The 22,778-nt window shown below is 75.3% G+C and carries 2 protein-coding genes; both read right to left on the bottom strand.

Features of this window, described 5'->3' with window-relative positions:
• Positions 1 to 45: 45 nt before the first annotated feature.
• Positions 46 to 7,725, bottom strand: a complete 7,680-nt coding sequence (locus tag ACFZAM_RS21945; protein ID WP_391048404.1) for an amino acid adenylation domain-containing protein — start codon at positions 7,723 to 7,725, stop codon at positions 46 to 48.
• Positions 7,722 to 22,478 carry an amino acid adenylation domain-containing protein gene (locus ACFZAM_RS21950; protein WP_391048406.1) on the bottom strand — a complete coding sequence of 4,919 codons (14,757 nt, stop codon included), beginning with the start codon at positions 22,476 to 22,478 and terminating at the stop codon, positions 7,722 to 7,724. Before ACFZAM_RS21950 ends, ACFZAM_RS21945 begins: the two co-directional genes overlap by 4 nt.
• Between the last annotated feature and the right edge of the window lie 300 nt (positions 22,479 to 22,778).

Here is a 22,778-nt window from a genome sequence, read left to right on the forward strand (position 1 = left end):
GCGGGTCCTGAGGGGGCGGTCGGTCGCGGCGCGGACGGGGCCGGGTCAGGGGGTAGGGAGATAGCCGGTGGTGTGGCCGTGGGTGAGGTAGCGGGTGAGGACCGTGTCGGTCAGGGGCGGGAGGTGGACACCCGCGGCGGCGGCTTGCGCGGCGGTGCGCCGGGAGTCGAAGCGGCGGTGGTGGGAAGGGGCGGAGCCGGCGGGCGGGGCGTCGTCGCCGAGCAGGAGCTGGGCGGCGTTGTCGGGCTGCGCCGCCACGCGGGAGCGCCACCGCGCCACCGGGACGGTGGGCAGGTCGTGGCCCAGGCGGGCGGCCACTTCGAAGACGGTCCGCAGGTCGGGGGCGTCCGGGTTGGTGAGGTGGTACACGGGCATGGCGGTACTGGTCCCGGCGGAGCGGGCCAGTGCCACGACGGCCGCGCTGACGTAGTCGACGGGTATCCAGTCGGTCGAGCCGTGCGGCAGGTCCGGCACCGCCCCGGCCTGGAGGCAGCCCTTGATGAGCTGCCAGAGCAGGTCGCGGTCCTGGCAGGCGCCGGTGGCGGTGTCGCCGCTGATCCGGCCGGGGCGGTAGACGGTGACCGGCAGGCCGCGGGCGCGCGCCAGGCCGACGATCCCCTCCGCCACCCACTTGCTCTGCGCGTAGCCGCCCGGCAGGTCGGCGGCCGGGCCGGTCGGCGTCGACTCCGTGACGGGCGCGGCGTCGGGATCGGACGACGGGGCGTAGACGCTCGTGGTCGAGATGTAGTGCATGCCCGGTGAGCCGGAGTCGGCGAGCAGCCGCAGCAGTTCCTCGGTACCGGCCACGTTGGGGGCGCGCAGATCGCCGTACGGGGCGGCGAAGTTGACCCGGGCGCCGTTGTGCAGCACCGGGCCGAGGCGGCGGGCCAGGGCGGCGCGGTCGTCGGGCGACAGGCCGAGACCGGGGGCGGCCAGGTCGCCGGGGACGGGACGGACCAGGTCGGCGTAGGCGGGGCGCCAGAGGCCGTAGCGCTCCAGGTTGGCCCGCAGCCGGTGCGCCGCGTGGTCCGGGCCGTCGGCGCGGACCAGGCAGTCGACGGGGCCGTCCGTGGCCTCGATGAGGTCGCGCAGCAGGAACGCGCCGAGGAAGCCGGAAGCGCCGGTCAGCAGGGGGCGGGCGGCGGGGCGGGAGCGGGTGGGAGCGGGCACCGGCGCGGTCCGGCGCGCACCGCCCGTGATGTCGGGGGCGAGCCGGATCTCCGCGAGGAGGTACGACGCGACCGGGTCCAGCGGTCCCTCGCCCGGGCCCTCGCCCGGCCCGGTCGGCGTGGTGTCCGGCGCCGCCGGACCTCTGTCCGCCGCGCCGTCCAGCGACCGGATGACGCCTTCGACCGTCGGCGCCGCGAACAGCGCCCTGAGCGAGGGCCGTCGGCCGCACCGCTCCTCGATCCTGCGGGCCAGGGTCACCGCGAGCAGCGAGTGGCCGCCGAGGGCGAAGAAGTCGTCCGTCACCCCGACCTCGGGCACGCCGAGCGTCTGCGCGAACGCCGCGCACAGCTCGCGTTCGCGGTCGGTGGCCGGGGGCCTGGACGCGGCGGGCGCGGCGTGACCGGGTGCGGGCAGGGCACGGCGGTCGGTCTTCCCGTTGGGGGTGACCGGCAGCGCGTCGAGCCGGACGCACGCGGCCGGGATCATGTGGCCGGGCAGCGTGTCGGCGAGCCGGGCGCGGATCGCCGCCTCGTCGGGGGCCGTCTCGCCGCGGGCGGCCACGGTGTAGGCGACCAGGCGCCGGTCGCCCGGCCGGTCCTCGCGGACGACGACGCAGGCCGCCGCGACGCCGGGCAGCGCCGTGATCGCGGCCTCGATCTCACCGGGTTCCACCCGGAATCCGCGGAGCTTGACCTGGTCGTCGACCCGGCCGACGTAGACGATCTGGCCCTCGGCCGTACGGCGCACCAGGTCGCCGGTGCGGTACATACGGCCGCCGGAGCGGTCGAACGGGTCGGCCACGAAGCGGGACGCGGTGAGGGCGGCCCTGCCGAGGTAGCCGCGGGCCAGTCCCGCGCCCGACACGTACAACTCGCCGATGACACCGGACGGGACGGGTGCCAGCCGGTCGTCCAGTACGTGCACGCGGGTGCCGTCCACGGGCAGGCCGATGGGGACGGCGCGGTCGGGGGCGAGGGCGCCGTCCGCCTGCTGGAAGCCGCTCATGGTGGCGCAGACGGTCGTCTCGGTGGGGCCGTAGGCGTTGACGAGGTACCGCTCGCGCGCCCAGGCCCGCGCCAGCTCCGGCGGGCACGCCTCGCCCGCGAGCACCAGGGTGATCCCGGTGGGCAGGGAGCCGGGCTCCATCACCGCGAGCGCGGCCGGGGGCAGCGTGAGGTGGGTGATGCCGCGCGTGCGGACGGCGTCCGCGAGGGCGGGTCCCGGCAGCAGGGCTTCGCGTTCCCCGATCTCCAGGCAGGCGCCGGACAGCAGCCCCATGCACAGCTCCCAGAACGCGGCGTCGAAGCTGACCGACGCCATCTGGAGGACCCGGCTGCCGGGACCGGCCCGGAGCCGGTCGCGCTGCGTCCTGGCCATGGCGCCGACGCCCTGGTGGGTGACGACCACGCCCTTGGGCCGGCCGGTGGAGCCGGAGGTGTAGATGACGTACGCGGGATGCGACGGGAGCGCACGCGGCGGGACGGCGGTGTCCCCGCGCGGCGGGACCGGCGGACCGTCCGCCTCGGGGCTGTCGAGCACCAGGCGCGGTACGGCGGTCTCCGGGAGGCGGGCGCCGACGTCGGCCGTGGTGAGGAGCAGCCGCGGCCCGGCGTCGTCGAGCATGAAGGACAGCCGCTGGGCCGGGTAGTCGGGGTCCAGCGGCAGATAGGCGGCACCGGCCTTGAGGACGCCGAGGAGGGCGACGACGAGGTCGTTGGTCCGGGGCAGCGCGACGGCCACCCGGTCCTCGGGGCCGATGCCCCGCGCGAGGAGACGGCGGGCCAGGGCGTCGGCGCGCGCGTCGAGTTCGGCGTAGCTGAGGGTGGTGGCCGCGTCGCGCACCGCCGGGGCGTCCGGGGCGCGGCGGACCTGCCGGGCGAAGAGTTCGGGGACCGTCGAGCGGGGCAGGTCGTCGGCCGGTCCTGTGCCCAGGGCGGCGATCCGGGCGCGTTCGCCGGGGCCGAGGACGTCGTAGGTCCGCAGCGGGCGGCCGGGGTCGGCGGTGACCTCGCCGAGCAGGACGACGAGGCGCTCGGCGAGCGCGCCGACCGTGGCCTCGGTGAACAGCTCCGTCGCGTAGTCCACGGTCGCGCGCATGCCGCCGGACGGGCCGGACGCGCCGGACGCGTTCTGACCGTCCGCCGTACCCGTACCCGTACCCGTATCCGTATCCGTACCCGTACCGGCGGGTGTCTCGGTGAAGGTGAACGACAGGTCGAATTTGCTGACGCCCGGATCGACGGGCAGGCCGGAGACGGTGAGGCCGGGCAGGTCGAAGGGGGCGGCGGGGGCGTGGTTCTGGAGCACGAGCATGGTCTGGAAGAGCGGGTGGTGGTTCTGCGAGCGCGCGGGGTTGAGCAGTTCGACCAGCCGCTCGAAGGGGACGTCCTGGTGGGCGTAGGCCGCGAGGTCGGCGTCCTTGACGCGGTCCAGGAGTTCGAGGAACGTCGGGTCGCCCGTCAGGTCCGTGCGCAGCACGAGGGTGTTCACGAAGAAGCCCACGAGGTCGGTCGCGGCCTCGTCGGTGCGTCCGGCGACCGCCGTGCCCAGCGGGATGTCGTCACCGGCTCCGTGCCGGGACAACAGCAGTGACAGGGCGGCCTGGAGCACCATGAAGACCGTGCAGCCGCGGCTGCGGGCGAGGTCGGTGACGCGCCGGGCCACGGCGGGGTCCAGGACGAAGTCGTGGCTGGCGCCGGTGTGCCGGGGGACGGCGGGGCGCGGCAGGTCCCACGGCAGTTCGACCAGGTGCGGCAGACCGTCCAACGCCTGCTTCCAGTAGCGCAGTTGGCGGGCCATGGCGCTGTCGGGGTCCTGCTCGTCGCCGAGCAGCCCGCGCTGCCAGAGCGTGAAGTCGGCGTAGTCGACGGGCGGTTCGGCCCAGGCCGGGGCCCGCCCGCCGACGCGGGCGCGGTAGGCGGCGGCGAGGTCACGGGCGAGGGGCGCCATGGAGGACCCGTCGGAGGCGATGTGGTGGATCACCAGGACCAGGACGTGGGCGTCGTCGGCCAGCCGCAGCACAGTCGCCCGCAGCGGCAACTGCCGCTCGATGTCGATCGGTTCGGCCGCCGCGGACCTGACCCGGTCGTGCAGCTTGTCCGGCTCGACGGTCTCCGCTGCCAGGACGAGGCGGACGTCGTCGGCCGCCGTGATGAGCTGGCGCGGTCCGCCGTCGTGCTCGGGGAAGACCGTGCGCAGCGCGGAGTGCCGGACGACGACATCGCGCAGGGCCCGGCGCAGCGCGCCGGTGTCGAGGGGCCCGTCCAGGCGTACGGCGAAGGGGATGTTGTACGTCGCCGAGGGCCCTTCGAGGCGGTGCAGGAACCACAGGCGGCGCTGGGCGTACGACAGCGGGAGGACGGCAGGGCGGGGCTGGGGGACGAGCGCGGGCCGCGCCGGGCGGCGCGCGTCCTTCAGCGCGGTCGCGAGGGCGGCGGCGGTGGGGTGGTCGAACAGCGTGCGGATCTCGGTCTCGGCGGCCAGGGCGGTCCGGATGCGGCCCACCAGGCGGGTGGCGAGCAGCGAGTGGCCGCCGAGCGCGAAGAAGCTGTCGTCCGGGCCGACCCGGGGCACCCCGAGCACGTCGGCGAACAGGCCGGTCAGGATCTCCTCGTGGGCGTCGCGCGGGGCCCGGACCGGGGCCAGGTCAGGGGCGGCGGGCGCGGGGAGGGCCGCCCGGTCCAGCTTGCCGTTGACGGTCAGCGGGAAGCCGTCGAGCACCTGGATCGCGGTCGGCACCATGTAACCGGGAAGGTGGCTGCCGACGTGCGCGGTGAGCAGGTCGGGGTCGGGGGTGCGGCCGGGCGCGGGGACGACGTACGCGGCGAGTCCGCGACCGCCGGGCAGGTCCTCGCGCACCATGACGCAGGCGGACCGCACCGACGGGTCGGCGCGCAGCACCGCCTCGATCTCGCCGGGCTCGATGCGGTGGCCGCGCAGTTTGACCTGCTGGTCGGCCCGTGCGACGTACTGGAGGACGCCGTCGGGCTGTTGGCGCACGAGGTCGCCGGTGCGGTACATGCGGTCCCCGGTGGCGGCGAACGGGTCGGCGACGAAGCGGGTGGCCGTCAGGGCGGGCCGCTCCAGGTAGCCGCGCGCCACGCCGGGGCCCGCGACGTACAGTTCGCCCTCGGCTCCCGGCGGGACCGGGCGCAGCGCGGCGTCCAGGACGTAGGCGCGGGTGCCGTCGGTGGGGCCGCCGATCGGCGGCGCGCCGTCGGGGCCGTCCCCGGGGCGCACCTGGTGGCGGGTGGCGAAGGTGGTCGTCTCGGTGGGCCCGTACACATTGAGAACGGCGGTGCCGGGGTGGGCGGCGGCCAGGCGTTGCAGGACGCCGGGGGCGGCGGCCTCGCCGCCCGAGGCGACCGTGCGGAGCAGGCCGAGCGCGTCCGGGTCGGCCTCGGCGACGAGGTTGAACAGGGAAGTGGTCAAGAACGCCGACGTCAGGCCGTGCCGGGCCACGAGGTCCCGGAGCACGGCGGGCTGGAGGGGGCCGGGCGGGGCCACGACGACCCGGCCGCCGCTGAGCAGCGGCGCCCACATCTCGAAGGTGGAGGCGTCGAAGACGTACGCCGAGTGCAGCAGGACGGCGTCGGCCGCGCCGCCGTGCCAGACGCGGTCGGCGGCCAGCGCGGCGATGTCGGCGTGGGTGACGCCGACAGCCTTGGGCAGGCCGGTGGAGCCCGAGGTGAACATCACGTACGCGAGCCGGGCGCCCCCGGTGACCTCCGGCAGGGTTCCGGGGGCGGCGGGCGCGCCTGCGCGGACCCGACCCGCGGCGTCCACGGTCAGCGTCGGCAGGGCGGTGGCGAGACCGCGGACCCACGGATGGGCGGCGGCGGCCTCGTCGACCACCAGGGCGCGCAGTCCGGCCGCCTCGGCGACACGGGTGAGCCGTTCGTCGGGCCAGCGCGGGTCGAGCGGCACATAGGCGGCGCCCGCGCCCAGCACGGCCAGGGACACGGTGACCTGGGCGGCCGAGCGCTCCGTCATGACACCGACGCGGCTGCCGGACGCGGTGGTGAGCCCGGTCAGGGCGCGGGCCGTCTCCCCCGCGACGTCGGCCAGTTCGCGGTACGACAACGGCTCGCCCGCGCCGGTCACGGCGGGCCGGTCGGGGTGGTCGGCGGCGTGGCGCAGCACGGTGTCCCAGACGCTGGTGTCCACGGTGCCGACGGGGAGCGGCGCGCCGCGCCCGAGGGCGAGCAGCCGTTCGCGCTCGCCGTCGAGGAGGACGTCGACGGTGTCGGCGCGGCGGTCGAGGCCGTCGGCCATCGCGGTCAGCACGCGCCGCACGCGGGCGACGGTGCGGGCCACGTCGTCGTGGTCGAGGACGGCGGCCCGGTAGCCGAAGGTGATCCTCAGCCGGTCGCCCGGCGCGATGGTGAGGGTGAGCGGGTAGTGGGCGGCGTCCGTGCCGGTGAAACCGGTGAGGTCGAGGCCGGGCAGTCCGCGCCGGGCGGTGCTCAGCGCGGCGGCGTCCACCGGGTAGTTCTCGAAGACCGCGAGGGTGTCGAAGAGTTCGTCCAGTCCGGTGACGCCGCGGATCTCGGTCAGGCCCAGGTACTGGCTGTCCAGGAGGCGGCCCTGTTCGGCCTGGAGCCTGGTCAGGAGCGCGGCCAGGGTCTCGCCGGGCTCCAGGCGCAGCCGTACCGGCACGGTGTTGATGAACAGGCCGATCATCGATTCGACGCCGGGTATCTCGGGCGGGCGGCCGGAGACGGTGGTGCCGAAGACGATGTCGTCGCGCCCGGTGAGGTGCGTCAGCAGCAGTCCCCAGGCGCCCTGGACCAGGGTGTTGACGGTGAGCCGGTGGGCGCGGGCGGTCTCGCGCAGCCGGGTCGTGGTGGCCGCGTCCAGGTCGAGGACGAGCGTTCCGGGCAGGTCGTCGGTGGCGGCCGTCCGCGTCCGGCCGGGCCCGGCGAGCAGGGTCGGGGCCTCCAGGCCCGCCAGGGCGGTGCGCCAGGTGTCCAGGGCGGCGGCGCGGTCCTGCCGGGCGAGCCAGGCCAGGTAGGTCCGGTAGGGGGTGGGGCGGGGCAGCGCGGTGTCGTCGCCGCGGCTCGCGTACAGCTCGAACAGCTCCCGTACCAGCAGCGGTGTCGACCAGCCGTCGAGCAGGATGTGGTGGCTCGTCATGACCAGCCGCGACTGACGGGGGGCGGTGCGCACCAGGGTGAACCGCATCAGCGGCGGGGAGGTGAGGTCGAAGCGCCGGGTCCGGTCGGCGGCGAGGAACGCGCCGAGCCGTTCACCCGCCGCCGCGCCGTCCCGCCCGGTCAGATCGAGTTCCTCCAGCGGTACGGGGACGGTGGCGGCGACCGCCTGTACGGGCTCGTCCAGGTCCTCGTGCAGGAAACCGACCCGCAGGTTGGCGTGCCGCCGCAGCAGGGCGCCGATGGCGGCGCGCAGCGCGGCGACGTCGACGGCGCCTTCGAGGTCGAAGACGAACTGCGCGGTGTAGACGTCCACGGCGGCGGAGTCGTACAGCGCGTGGAAGAGCATCCCCGACTGAAGCGGTGTCAGCGGAAGTACGTCCTCCAACTGGAACCCGGTCACTTGTGTCCACCCCACTTGTTCTGAAGCCGGTCGATCTGGGCCTGGTCGAGCGAGACCAGCGGTAGGTCGGAGGGCGTGTAGCCGCCCGCGTCGGGTTGTTCGGTGTGCTCGGCGATGGCGCGCAGGGCGCGGCCGAAGGCGTCGGACAGGGCGTCGATCTCCTCTTCCGCGATCAGGTCGGCGGCCCACGTCCACCGGGTCACCAGGCGCGGGCCGTCGGGCAGGTCCTCGGTGTGCGCGTTGATGTCGAGGACGTGGTGGACGGGCATGTCCGGGTCCTGGGCGCGCGGGCCGCCGCCGTCGAGCAGCACTTCCCAGTCGGCGCCCGCGTCCTGCCGCGCGGCCCCGGCGGTGTCCTGGTGCGAAGTGGTGTACCGGCCGAGGTAGTTGAAGCCGATCTGCGGTTCCGGCAGGGCGGCGAGCCGGGGGCGGGTGGCCGGGTTGAGGTGGCGCAGCATCCCGAATCCGAGGCCGTGGTCGGGCACGGCCCGCAACTGCTCCTTGACGCGTTTGAGCGCGCGGTCCACGAGCGCGGGGCCGAAGCGCCCGGGGTCGCGGGGATCGACGGGTCCCGGATCGACGCTGACCGGGTAGAGGCTGGTGAACCAGCCGACGGTACGGGACAGGTCGACGTGGTCGGCGATCTGCTCGCGTCCGTGGCCCTCGACGTCGAGCAGCACGCCGGTGCCGCCGGGCAACGGGCCGCCGTCGGCCGCCCGTTGGGCCTGCCAGGAGTTCAGGGCGAGGGCGAGGCCGGTGAGCAGGACGTCGCCGACTCCCGCGTGGAAGGCGGCGGGCACGTCGGTGAGCAGCGGCGCGGTCCAGGTGGCGGGCAGCCGGGTGGTCACCGTGCGGGTCCGGTCGGCGGTGTCCAGGTCGGGGTGGAGCGGCCGGTTTCCCAGGCGGGGCGCGGGGGTGCTCAAGGCCCTTTCCCACAGCGGGAGTTCCGCTTCGCGCGCCGGTTCCAGCGCCTGGGCGGCGAGCAGCCGCGCCCAGCCGCGGTAGGTCGTGCCGACGGCGGGCAGGCCGTCCTCGGGCGGACCCGAGGTGACGGCGTGCCAGGCGGTGGCGAGGTCTTCGGCGAGGACGCGCCAGGAGACGGCGTCGACGGCGAGGTGGTGCACGACCAGCAGCAGCCGTCCGCGCGCGTGCGGTCCCGCGTCGCACCAGACCGCCTCGATCACGTGGCCGTCCGCGGGCCGCAGCCGCCGCCGGGCCCGCTCCCCGGCCTCGGCGAGGACGGTGCGGACGGCGTCGGCGTCGAGTCCCGCGACATCGACACGGGTGAGGCGCCGGCGGATGCTCACGGCGCCGGGCGGCAGCACGTCGAGCACGGGGCCGTCCTCGCCGGTCCTGACGGCCCGCAGCCGGAGCGTGTCGTGGTGGTCGATGAGGCGCTGGAGCGTGGCGGCGATGCTGTCCTCGTCGGCTCCCGCGGGTGTGCGCAGCACCCCTGACTGGTTGTACCCGTCGATGGTGCCGGGCCGACGCAGCAGCCACGCGGCGATGGGCGTGGCCGGCAGTTCGCCGGAGCCGGGTACGGCCTGGGCCGGCACGTCCTGGCCGAGGGTTCGGGCGACGGCCGCGATCGCCTCGGGCGTGCGGTGCGCGAACACGTCGCGCGGTGTGACGCTCAGCCCGGCCTCCCGCGCGCGGCTGACGAGCTGGATCGAGAGGATGCTGTCGCCGCCGAGACCGAAGAAGTCGTCGTCGGTACGGACGGTGTCGGTGTGCAGCAGCGCGGCGAAGACCTCGCAGAGCACGCGCTCGGACGCGGTGCGCGGCTGTCCTCCGGGCCGGGCGGCGGCGGGCCGGGCCGGGGCTGGCAGCGCCTTGCGGTCGGTCTTTCCGTTGGGCAGCAGGGGCAGCGCGTCCAGCGGGACGAAGACGGCGGGTGTCATGTAGACGGGCATTTCCGCTGCCAGGCGGTCGCGCAGTTCGCGGTCGGTGGGGGCGCCGGGCCGGTCGGGGACGGTGTAGGCGACCAGGCGCCGCTCCCCCGGTATGTCCTCGCGGACCAGTACGCACGCGGCGGCGATCCCGTCCAGGCCGGTGAGGGCGGCCTCGATCTCGCCGGGTTCGATGCGCAGGCCGTTGAGCTTGACCTGTTCGTCGGCGCGGGCGACGAAGGTGAGCTCGCCGTCGGCGCCGTATCTGACGAGGTCGCCCGTGCGGTACATCCGGGCGCCGCCGGGTCCGTGCGGGTCGGCGACGAACCGCGCCGCGGTCAGCGCCGGGCGGCCGAGGTAGCCGCGGGCGAGGCCGTCGCCCGCGAGGTACAGCTCCCCGGTGACGCCGGGCGGCACGGGCTGGAGGCCGCTGTCGAGGACGTAGGCGCGGGTGTTGTCGACGGGGCGGCCCAGCGGGACGCTCTCCCCGTACCCGTCGGTGTCCTGCCGCCCGTCCCACCGGTGGGCGGTGGCGTCGATGGTGGCCTCGGTCGGGCCGTAGAGATTGTGCACCCGCGCCCGCCAGTCGCGGCCGACGCGCTCCGCCAGTGTCCGGGTCAGCGGCTCGCCGCCGCACAGCACCGCGCGCAGGCTCCCGGGCGCGTCGCCGGGGGCGGTCTCGGCCAGCAGGAGCGAGAGGTGCGAGGGCACGAACTGCGCGACGGTCACCTCTGTCTCGCGCATCAGGGCCAGCAGTCCCGCCGGGTCGTGGTTGGCCGCGGGCGGCACGGGGCAGGTGGCACCGCCGTGGAGCAGCGGCAGCCAGGTCTCCCAGACGGAGGCGTCGAAGCTCGGTGAGGTGCGGGCGAGGACCCGGTCGTCGTCGGTGAGTTCGAGGTGGGCGGCCATCCACGCCATGTGGTTGGTGACGGAGCCGTGGGTGACGACCACGCCCTTGGGGCGCCCGGTGGAGCCCGAGGTGTAGATGACGTACGCCGCGTCGCGCGGGTCGGCCGCCACAGCATTCCGACCGGCCGCGCCGGTGCTCACGGCCCCCGGGTCCAGGTCCAGGTCCACGTCCAGGTCCAGGACGGGTACGGGCAGGTCCTGCGGCGCGGTGGCCCCGCGGGTGAGCAGCAGTACGGGACGGGCGTCGTCGATCATGAAGGCGATACGGGCCCGCGGGTACTCGGGGTCGACCGCCAGATAGGCCGCCCCGGCCTTGGCCACCGCCAGCATGGCGACCGTCTGGTCCGGGGTGCCGGGCATCGCGAGGGCGACCAGGTCGCCGCGGCCGACCCCGCGACCGCGCAGGCGGTCCGCCAACTGGTCGGAGAGCGCGTCGAGTTCGGTGAAGGTCAGGGTCCGCGCGCCCGCGCGCACCGCGACGGCCTCCGGGGTCCGGGCGCGCTGCGCCTCGAACGCCGAGGGGATCGTGCCCGCAGCGGGCCGGAGCGGGCCGTGCCCGGCCGCCAGCAGCGCCGCCCGCCGGTCGGCGGCCAGGACGGGGGCGGTGTGCACCGGCCGCTCCGGCTCGGCGGCGAGCGCGCCGAGGAGCCGGGTGAGGCGGTCGGCCAGGCCGTGCGCGGTGGAGTGGGCGAACAGTTCGGTGGAGAACTCCAGGACCGCGTCGAGACCGGCGGGCGCGTTCACCTCGTCGCGCTTCTCGGTGAAGGTGAACGTCAGGTCGAACTTGCTGATGCCGGTGCCGACCCGCTGCCCGGTCACGGTGAGGCCGGGCAGGTCCACGGCGGCGTCGGCCTGGTTCTGGAGCGCGACCATGGTCTGGAAGAGCGGGTGCCGGTTCTGGGCGCGGACCGGGTCGAGGCTGTCCACCAGGCGTTCGAACGGAATGTCCTGGTGGGCGTAGGCGGCCAGGTCGAACTCCCGCACGCGGTCGAGCACTTCGCCGAAGGTGGGGTTCCCCGACAGGTCGGTGCGCAGCACGAGGGTGTTGACGAAGAAGCCCACCAGGTCGTCCAGCGCCTCGTCGGTGCGCCCGGCCACGGGGGTGCCGAGCGGGATGTCCTCGCCCGCGCCGTGCCGGGAGAGCAGCACCGCCACACCGGCCTGGAGCACCATGAACAGGCTGCACCCGCGGGCGCGGGCGAGGTCCGCCAGCGCCCGATGGGTACCGGCGTCCACGGCGAAGGAGAACGCGTCGCCGCGATGCGAGGTGACGTCGGGGCGCGGCCGGTCGTACGGCAGGTCGAGGAGTTCGGGAGCGCCGTCGAGCGCGCCGCGCCAGAAGTCCAGTTGGCGCGCGGCCCGGCTGGACGGGTCGTCCTCGGCGCCGAGCAGTTCCCGCTGCCACAGCGTGTAGTCGGCGTACTGCACGGCGAGTTCGGTCCAGCCGGGCTCCTCGCCCGCGACGCGGGCCCGGTAGGCCAGGCCCAGGTCACGGGCGAGCGGGGCCAGCGACCAGCCGTCGCCCGCGATGTGGTGGACCAGCAGGACCAGGACGTGGGCGTCGTCGGCCAGCCGCAGCAGCCGCGCCCGCAGCGGGAGGCCGGTGCTCACGTCGAAGGTGTGCGCCACCTCCGCGCTCAGCGCCTCGTCCAGCCGCCCGGGGTCGGTGTCGCGCGGCGCGAGGTCGATGTCCGCGTCGTCGGCGGCGCGCACCACCTGGCGTGCCACGCCCCGTGTGTCGGGGAAGACCGTGCGCAGGCTCTCGTGCCGCTCGACGACGTCGGCGACGGCGCTCGCGAGGGCGTCCGCGTCGAGCGGACCGTCCAGCCGCAGCACCATCGGCACGTTGTACGTGGCGCTGGGCCCCTCGAACCGGTTGAGAAACCACAGCCGTTGCTGCGCGAAGGACAGCGGCAGCGGGTCGGGGCGGGAGGCGGCCCGCAGCAGCGGCGTCCTGGCCCGCCGCGCGTCGTCGAGAGCGTCGGCGAGCCGGGATGGGGTGGGATGCTCGAACAGGGCTCTGACCTCGATCTCCACACCGAGCGCGGTGCGGACGCGGGCGGCGAGGCGGGTGGCGAGCAGCGAGTGGCCGCCCAGCGCGAAGAAGTCGTCGTCGGCCGCCGCGGCGGGCAGTCCGAGGACGTCGGCGAACAGGCCGCGGACGATCTCCTCGCGGGCGGTGCGGGCGGCCGTCGTGCGGACCGGCGCGCGGCGGGCGGGTTCGGGGAGCGCGTGCCGGTCGACCTTGCCGTTGGGGGTCAGCGGCAGCGTGTCGAGGAGGACGAACGCCGACGGCACCATGTAGGCGGGCAGCGAGTGGCCGAGGGCGCTCGCGAGCGCACCGGCCTCCGGGCGGCCGTCGGCCGCGGGCACCACGTAGGCCACGAGCCGGCGGTCACCGGGGGTGTCCTCCCTGACCATGGCGAAGGCGTCGGCGACCCCCTCGCAGCCTGCCAGCGCCCCTTCGATCTCGCCCAGTTCGATGCGGTAGCCGCGCAGCTTGACCTGGCCGTCGGCGCGGCCGACGTACTCCACCTGGCCGCCCGGGGTCCAGCGCACGAGGTCTCCGGTGCGGTACATCCGGCCGCCCCCCGTACCGAACGGGTCGGCCACGAAGCGCGTGGCGGTCAGGTCGGGGCGGCCGATGTACCCGCGCGCCACGCCGCGTCCTGCCAGGTACAGCTCGCCCGTGACACCGGGCGGCACCGGACGCAGGTGGTGGTCGAGGACGTGACCGCGCATGCCGTCCAGCGGGCGGCCGATGGGCGGCGGCCCGGTCGGCAGATCCTCGGTGACGTGGTGGCGGGTGGCGAAGGTGGTGGTCTCGGTGGGCCCGTACACGTGCAGGAGTCGCGCTCCGGGCGCGACCCGGGCGACGCGCTGCATCAGGTCGGGCGAGGCAAGTTCACCACCGGCGCAGACGAGCCGCAGCCCCGCGAAGGCACCGGGATCGGTCTCCGCGATCACGTTGAACAGGGCGGTGGTCAGGAAGACGGCGGTCACGCCGTGCTCGTGGACGGCGTGGTCGAGGACGTGTGCCTCCAGGGCGCCTTCGGGTGCGACGACGATCCGGCCGCCGCTGAGCAGCGGCGCCCAGATCTCGAACGTCGAGGCGTCGAAGACGTACGCCGAGTGCATCAGCACCGCTTCCACCGCGCCGTCGTGCCACGCGGAATCGGCCGCCAACGCCAGGACGTCCCCGTGCGTGACGCCAACTCCCTTGGGCAGACCGGTCGAGCCCGAGGTGAACATCACGTACGCCAGGGTCGCGGGGCCGGGCACGGGGGCCGGGGCGGCGGGGCGGCGCGCTCCGGACAGCACCCGGCCGAGCCGGTCCACGACCACGACCGGCGTCCCGGCGGCGGCGACCCGGGGCGATCGCGCGGCCTCCTCGCCGACGACGAGGAGGCGGATGTCCGCGATGTCGGCGACCTGGCTGTGGCGTTCGTCGGGCCAGCGCCCGTCGAGGGGGACGTAGGCGGCCCCGGAGCGGACGGTGCCGAGGGACACCGACACCACCGCGGCGGACCGGTCGAGCAGCACACCGACCCGTGTCTCCGGACCGGCCCCGAGACCGGCGAGCACCCCGGCGAGGTCGGCCGAGATCCGGTCGAGTCCCGCGTAGTCGAGGGTGGTGTCGTCGGCGACGACGGCCACGGCGTCCGGCGTGCGCCGCGCCTGGGCGGCGAAGGCGGCGGTCAGGGTGCCGTCCTCCGGGCCGGTCGGCAGGGCGCGGCCGGTGCCCCAGCGCGTGATGCGGGTGTGTTCGTCCGGCGTCATCAGGTCGTACGCGGCCAGGCGCAGGTCCGGATCGGCCACGACCTGTTCCAGCAGCCCGACCAGGCGCGCGGCGAGGGTTTCGACGGTGGCACGGTCGAAGAGGGCGGTGGCGTACTCGATTCCGGCGCTCAGGGAGCCGTCCGCATCGGGGGCCCCCGCGGGCTCCTCGGTGAAGGCGAAGGTGAGGTCGAACTTGCTCAGGCCGTTGTGGACGAGGCGGTCCTCGACGGCGACGCCGGGCAGGTCGGGGCGGGGACTGTCCTGGTTCTGCAGGACGAGCATGGTCTGGAACAGCGGGTGGTGGTCGCGCGCTCTGGCGGGGTTGAGCTCCTCCACCAGCCGCTCGAAGGGTATGTCCTGGTGCGCGTAGGCCGTCAGGTCGAACTCCCTGACACGGGTGAGGAGTTCGGCGAAGGTGGGGTCGCCGGACAGGTCGGTGCGCAGCACGAGGGTGTTGACGAAGAACCCGACCAGGTCTTCGAGCGCCTCGTCCGTGCGGCCCGCCACCGGGGTGCCGAGCGGGATGTCGTCCCCGGCGCCGTGCCGGCTCAGCAGGGTGGCGACGGCCGCCTGGAGCACCATGAACAGGCTGCTCCCCGACTCCCTGGCCAGCTTCAGCAGGCCGTCGCGCACGGCGGGCGGCACGTCGAAGGCGTGCACCGCGCCCCTCGGGTCGACGACGGCCGGGCGCGGCCGGTCCGAGGGCAGGTCGATCAGGACGGGCAGCCCGTCGAGGGCGGCGCGCCAGTGGTCGAGCTGTTCCCGCAGCAGGCTGTCGCCGTGGGCGGCGGGGTCCTCGGCGGCCCTGTCGCTTCCGTCCTCGGCGAGAAGGGCGTGCTGCCACAGGGTGTAGTCGGCGTACTGGAGCCGCGCGCCGGGCGCCGTGCCGCCCTCTTCGCCCGCCAGGCGCGCCCGGTAGGCGTCGCCGAGATGGCGGGCGAGCGGGGCCAGCGACCAGCCGTCGCCCGCGATGTGGTGCAACACCAGGACCAGGACGTGGTGTTCGGGCGCGGAGCGCAGCAGCAGCGCGCGCAGCGGCAGGTCGGTCCCGACGTCGAACGGCTCCTGTACGGCGTCCAGGACGGCCGCCTCCAGCCGCGAGGGGGCGGTGCTCGTGACGGGCAGCGCGGGCGCGGCCGTATCGGCCGGAAGGATCAACTGGTGCGGTACGCCGTCCCGTTCGGGGAACACCGTGCGCAGCGCCTCGTGCCGGGCGACGGTGTCGCGCAGCGCGCCGCGCAGGGCGTCCGCGTCCAGGGCGCCCCGCAGTTGCAGGACGAGCGGGATGTTGTACGTGGAGCTGGGGCCCTCCAGCCGGTTGAGGAACCACAGGCGGCGCTGGGCGAACGACAGCGGCAGCGGGTCGGGCCGCCGTGTGACGGGCAGCACCGCGGGTCGGCGGCGGCCCGGCGTGTCCAGGACGCGGGCCAGCTCCTCGACGGTCGGGTGCTCGAACAGCGTGCGCAGGGTGACGTCGGCGTGCAGCAGGGTGCGGATACGGCTGACGACGCGCATCGCGAGCAGGGAGTGCCCGCCGAGGTCGAAGAAGCTGTCCCCGGGCCGTACTTGGGGCACTTCGAGGACGTCGGCGAAGATCCCGGCGAGCAGTTCCTCCTGGAAGGTGCGCCGTCCCGGTGCGCTCGGGCCGCCGGTGCCCGCGGCGGGCTCGGGCAGGGCGCGGCGGTCCACCTTGCCGTTGGGCAGCAGCGGAAGGGCGTCGAGCACGACGACCGCCGAGGGGACCATGTGGTGGGGCAGCGTCCCGGCGAGCGCGTCGCGCAGGCCGGGACCCTGCGGTGCCGGGTCGCCGGTAACGGCGTACGCGACCAGGACGGGCCTGCCGGGGACGTCCTCGCGGACGACGGCGCAGGCGGCCGTGACGCCGGGCAGGGCCGCCAGTTCGGCCTCGACCTCGCCCAACTCGATCCGGAAACCACGGAGTTTGACCTGGTCGTCGGCGCGGCCCCGGTATTCGAGCAGGCCGTCGCGGCTCCACCGCACGAGGTCGCCCGTCCGGTACATCCGGGCACCGGCGGCGGAGGTCGGGTCGCCGGGGTCGCCGATGGCGGCGAGGTCAGCGGTGGCGGCTGTTGTGGCGGTGGCGGCGAGGTCGGCGGCGAAGGGGTCGGCGACGAACCGGGCGGCGGTCAGCCCCGGCCGGTCGAGGTAGCCGCGCGCGAGGTTGGGGCCCGCCAGGTACAACTCCCCCGTGACACCCGGCGGGACGGGCCGCAGCCGGTCGTCGAGGACGTACCCGCGCATGGTGTCGACGGGACGGCCGATCGGCACGGTCTCGGACGCGGCGGTCGCGGCGGACGGCTCGTCGGGTGCGGCGGGCCGGGCGTGCGGGCCGGTGGGCGCGGTCGTCGCGTCCGGCACGCGGTGGGCGGTGGCGTCGATGGTCGCCTCGGTCGGCCCGTAGAGATTGTGCGTCGGCACCCGCCACTGGGCGGCGACCTCGGCCGCGACGGCGCGCGGCAGCGGTTCGCCGCCGCACAGCACGGCGCGCAGGTCGGGCAGCGGGGCGTGGCTCCCGGCCTCGGCGAGGACGAGGGCGAGGTGGGAGGGCACGAATTGGGCGAGGGTCACGCCGAACCCGCTCATCCAGGAGACGAGTTCACGGGGTTCCTCGTTGGCCTCGCGCGGCAGCACGCAGACCTCGGCGCCGTTCACCAGCGGGAGCCACACCTCCCAGACGGACGCGTCGAAGCTGGTGGAGGTGCGGGCGAGCACCCGGTCGTCCGCGGTGACGTCCAAGTGCCGCGTCATCCAGGCCATGTGGTTGGCCAGCGCGCCGTGCGGCACGACCACGCCCTTGGGGCGGCCGGTGGAACCTGAGGTGTAGATGACGTACGCGGGGTCGGCCGGATGGGACGGTCTCGGGTCCCGCGCCATGGGGCCGGCCGCCATGTCGGCCGGGTCGTCGAGCGCGAGCCGGGGCGGGCCGCCGACGGGCAGGTCCTCGCGTATCCGCCCGGTGGTGAGCAGCAGGACGGGCCCGGCGTCGTCGAGCATCTGCCGGATGCGCGCCGCCGGGTACCGCGGATCGACGGGCAGGTAGGCCCCGCCCGCCCGCAGGACCGCCAGCATGGCCACCACGGTGTCCACGGACGGCGGTACGGCCAGGGCCACGACGCTCTCGCGGCCGACCCCTCGCTCGCGCAGTACCTGGGCGAGGCTGTCGGCGCGGGCGTCGAGAGCGGCGTAGGTCAGGCTGGCGCCCGCGTCGCGCACGGCGACGGCGCCGGGTCTGCGCAGGGCCCACTCCCGTACCGCCTCGGGCACGGTACGGGTCGGCAGCGGTCGCCGCTCGCCCTGTCCGCGGGCGAGGAGCCGGGCCCGCGCGCCGGGCGCCATCGGCTCCAACGCGCTGACGGCGAGGCCGGGTTCGGCCACCGCCTGGGTGAGGACACGGACGAAGCCGTCGCACAGGTCGCGGGCGGTGTCCGGGTCGAAGAGGTCGGCGGCGTACTCCAGATACCCGCTGATGCCGCCGGCCTCGGCCGGGTCGCCGTCGGGGTCGGGGTCGGCCTCCGTCAGCGAGAGGGTCAGGTCGAATTTGCTGATCCCGGTGTGCGCGGACCGGTCGTGGACGGTGACGCCCGGCAGGTCGAGCCGCGCCTGCCGCTGGCTCTGGAGGACCAGCATGGTCTGGAAGAGCGGGTGGTGGTCGCCCGAGCGCTCGGGGTTCAGCTCCTCCACCAGCCGTTCGAAGGGCAGGTCGGCGTGGCCGAAGGCGGCCAGGTCGAACCGCCCCACCCGGTCCAGCAGTTCGCGGAAGGTCGGGTCGCCGGACAGGTCGGTGCGCAGCACGAGGGTGTTGACGAAGAAGCCGACCAGGTCGTCCAGCGCTTCGTCGGTACGTCCGGCAACCGCGGTGCCCAGCGGGATGTCGGTGCCCGCGCCGTACGCGTGCAGCGTCACCGCGAGGGCCGCCTGGAGGACCATGAACGGGGTACGGCCGCACGCGCGGGCGAGCCGGACCAGCGCCGTGTGCGTGGCGGCGGGCAGTTCGATCGGGTGCGCGCCGCCGCGGTGGGTGGGCACCGCGCGCCGGGGCCGGTCGAGCGGCAGGTCGAGGAGGTCGGGCGCGCCCGCCAACGCCGCCCGCCAGAAGGCGAGTTGGCGTGCGCCCAGGCCGTCCGGGCCGTCGCCGCCGAGCAGTTCGCGCTGCCAGAGCGTGTAGTCGGCGTACTGCACGCGCAACGCGGGCCAGTCGGGGGCGTCCGCGCCCGCGGTCCTGGCCCGGTAGGCGGCTCCGAGGTCACGCACGAGCGGGGCCAGCGACCAGCCGTCGGCGACGACGTGGTGCAGGACGAGGACCAGGACGTGCCGGGCGGGGCCCAGCACGAGCAGGTGGGCGCGCAGCGGGGCGTCCCCTGCGAGGTCGAAGGGGAGCGAGGTCAGGTGCCGTACCGTTTCCTCGGCCCAGGCGGCGGCATGCTCCTGGCCGTGCTCGCGTCCCCGGCCCGCGCCGGCTTCCGCGCCTTCCGCGCCTTCCGCGCCGTCGTCGCGTGCTGCCGCTGCCCCGCCTGCCCCGCCTGCCCCGCCTTCGTCGGACGGGGCGTGCGCGACCGTGAGCGGGACGAGCGCCGCCGCGTCGGCGCCGTGCCGGATCACCTGCCGGGCGACGCCGTCCTCCTCGGCGAAGACGGTGCGCAGGCTCTCGTGCCGGTCGACCACGTCGGCCAGCGCCTCGCGCAGGGTCCGCACGTCCAGGTCCCCGTCGAGCGCGAGGACGAGCGGGACGTTGTACGTGCTGCCGGGGCGGCCCTCGACGCGGTTGAGGAACCACAGCCGCTGCTGCGCGAAGGACAGCGGCAGCGGGTCGGGGCGCTGTCGCGGGGCGAGGACCGGTCCGCGGGCGCGGGCGGTGTCGAGGACCCCGGCGAGGGAGGCGACCGTCGGGTGGTCGAAGAGGGTGCGCAGGTCGAGTTCGGCCCCCAGCGCCGCCCGTAACCGGCCGGTGAGCCGGGTGGCCAGCAGCGAATGGCCGCCCAGCGCGAAGAAGTTGTCGTCGATGCCGACGGCGGCCACGCCCAGGACGTCGGCGAACAGCCCGGCGAGCACCTCCTCGCGCGGGGTGCGCGGGGCACGGCCGGTCGCGACCGCGGCCGGCGGCACGGGCAGGGCGCGCCGGTCGACCTTGCCGTTGGGGTTCAGCGGCAGCGCGTCCAGCGGGACGAACACCGAGGGCACCATGTACGAGGGCAGGGCGCGCGTGACGTGCCGGACCAGGGACTCGTCGTCGGGGCGGACGTCGGCCGACGGCACGATATAGGCGGCCAGCCGCCGGTCGCCCGGCGTGTCCTCGCGCACCACGACGCACGCGGCGCGCACACCCGGCGCGGTGAGCAGGACGGACTCGATCTCGGCGGGCTCGATGCGGTAGCCGCGGAGCTTGACCTGGCCGTCGGCGCGGCCGACGTACTCCACTTGGCCGCCCGCGGTCCAGCGCACGAGGTCTCCGGTGCGGTACATCCGGCCGCCCCCCGTACCGAACGGGTCGGCCACGAAACGTGTCGCGGTCAGGTCGGGGCGGCCGACGTAGCCGCGCGCCACCCCGGAGCCGCCGACGTACAGCTCCCCCACCACGCCGGGCGGCACCAGGCGCAGGGCATCGTCGAGCACGTACAGGCGCATGCCGTCCAGGGGCCGGCCGATGGGCGGCGGTCCCGGCAGCGGGTCGGCGGTGACGTGGTGGCGGGTGGCGAAGGTGGTGGTCTCGGTGGGCCCGTACACGTGCAGCACCGTCACGTCGGGCGCGCCGACGGCCACCCGTCGCAGCAGGTCGGGAGCGGCGGCCTCGCCTCCGGAGCAGACCAGGCGCAGTCCGGCGAACGCCGTCGGCTCCTCCTCTGCCACCAGGTTGAACAGGGCGGTGGTCAGGAACAGCGCGGTCACCGCGTGGCGCTCCACCATGTCGCGCAGGACCGGTGCGTGCAGGACGCCTTCGGGTGCGACGACGATCCGGCCGCCGTTGAGCAGCGGCGCCCAGATCTCGAACGTCGAGGCGTCGAAGACGTACGCCGAGTGCATCAGCACCGCTTCCACCGCCCCGTCGTGCCACGCGGAGTCGGCCGCCAGCGCCAGAACGTCCCCGTGCGTGACGCCAACTCCCTTGGGCAGACCGGTCGAGCCCGAGGTGAACATCACATACGCGAGCCGGTCGGGATGTCCGGCCCTCGGCGGCGGCGTCGGGGACGGCGGCCCGCCGCGGACGACGGCGCCGGTCCTGTCGACGACGACGACCGGCAGACCGGCCGCCGCCTCCTTCACCCACGGCTGCGCGGCGGCGGCCTCATCGACCACCAGGGCGCGTACGTCCGCGACGCCGCAGACGCCGCTGAGCCGTTCCGCGGGCCAGGCCGGGTCCATCGGCACGTAGGCGGCGCCCGCGCCCACCACGCCGAGGGTGGCGGACACCACCGCGGCCGAGCGTTCCAAGAGCACCGCGACCCGGTCCTCCGCGGCCACGCCCCAGCCCGCCAGGGCGTGGGACAGGGCGTCCGCGGTGCGGGCGAGTTCGCGGTAGGAGAGCGTGCGGGCGCCGTCCACGACGGCCGTCGCGTCCGGGGTCAGGCGCGCCTGGGCGGCGAACGCCTCGGGCAGGTTCGCCGCTGCGGTGCGCGGCGGCAGTTGCGCGCCGCGGCCCTGGGCGAGGACCGCCTCGGCCGCGTCGTCGTCCAGGAACGGCAGGTCGCGCAGCAGGGTGTCGGCGTCCGCCGCCGCCAGAGCGGTGAGGAAGGAGACGAGAGCGTGCTGGTGGAGCAGGACGTCGTCGGGGTGGTAGAGCGCCGGGGCGGCGTCCAGCCCGATCAGCGGGCCTATGCCCTCCGACCGTTCGGAGACGAAGAGCGACACGTCGTCGACGGGTCCGATGGACAGCACGCGGGAGGTGGCGGGGCTGCCCGCGAGGTCGAGGTCGAAGTTGTAGGGCATGACGTTGACGACGAGATCGGTCAGGCGCGCGGCGTCGTCGCCCGCGTCCACCTCGCGGGCGAGCTGTTCGCGGGAGTAGCGGCGGTGGCGCAGGGCGCGGGCCATCTCGGCGGACACCGACCGGATCAGGTCGCCGACGGTCCGGTCGGCGGGCAGGCGCAGCCTGATCGGCAGCACGTTGGCCGTCATGCCGACGGCGTGCCGCAGCGCGCTGTGCCGGCCGTTCGAGGCCAGCCCGACGGTGACGTCCTCGCGGCCGGTGGCCCGCGCGACGTACGCGGCGGCCGCGCTCACCACGACGGCCGTCCAGGTGGTGCGGCGGGCGGAGCCGAGTCGTCGCAGGCCATCCAGGACGGCGACGGGCAGCGACTCGCCGGTGTGCAGCGGGGTGGCCGGGCCCGCGCCCGGCGGGGCGGCGTCGCCCGCGTCCGGCAGGTCCGCGGCGCGGCGGCGGATGAGCGGCGCGCCGCCGCGGGCGTCCGCCTCGTCCGCTGTTCGTGCCGTTCCCGCCGGTACCGCTGTCCCGGCCGTCCCCGCCGCGTCCGTCCCGCGTTCGGCGGTCGGCCCGGCGAAGGTGTCGATCCAGTACGCCCGGTCCGCGCGGTGGCGCTCCGACCCGAGGTACGCCAGCTCGTCCGCCACCAGCTCGCGCAGTGAGGCGGCCGGGAGGTCGACCGCGGCGATGTCCTCGCCGCGGACCGCACGCGCGTAGAGGTCGGCCACGAGGTGGTTGACCACGCCGCCGCTGAGGCCGTCGATGGCTATGTGGTGGTAGCGCACGTACCAGTAGCGCAGCCGGGGGGCCAGACGCAGCAGCGCGAAGTGGTGGGACGGGGCGTCGAGCCGGTCGACGGTGGCCATGTCCCGTGCCATGTACGCCTCGGCCTCGGCCGCCGGGTCCTCGGCGCCGGACAGGTCGATCAGGCGGACCCGGTCGGTCGCGGTGGCCGGGCGTTCGGTGACGTACTGCCGGACGCCGTCGTCGCCGGTCTCGAACCGCAGGTGGAGATTGTCGCAGTGGGCGACGGCCCGGCCGAGCGCGGCGGCGAAAAGCGCCTCGTCGAGGTCGCCGCGGATCTCCAGGCATTCCCCGATGTTGTACTTCGGGCTGTCCGGATCGATCAACTGCCCGTACCAGACACCTTGCTGGGCCGACGTCAGTTCGAAGAGATCCCGGGAAACGCTGTCCGCCGGGAAGGAACTGTCTTCTGAGAAGGAGCTGTCTTCATGCATGCCGGTCGACCCCTTCGGGGAGATTCTGGAACGGTGCGGAGAAACGACGAAATCAGCCCGTCGATAAAAAGGCCGCCGACGCCGTGCCGAGGGAGGCGGGAAAGCGCGCCCGCGTCATCGCGTCGGGCACTCGGGTTCCGCCGGCGCGGCGATTCGCGGCGAAGGGCGTTCCCTGCCGCGCGCGGCGGATGACGCCGCGAAGGACCGGGTGATGGTCCCGGTGAAACACCCGCGACGAAAGAGAGCATTCACGGACCGAAAGTGATCGCGTGCGGTCACCTTCGGTCGGACCCGCTCACC

It is taken from the genome of Streptomyces sp. NPDC008079 (genome assembly GCF_042957385.1).
Lineage (GTDB): Bacteria > Actinomycetota > Actinomycetes > Streptomycetales > Streptomycetaceae > Actinacidiphila.

Bases quoted from the DNA above. Each gene is read 5' to 3' on its own strand.
- ACFZAM_RS21950 (WP_391048406.1), bottom strand. From the start codon at position 22,478: ATGCATGAAGACAGCTCCTTCTCAGAAGACAGTTCCTTCCCGGCGGAC.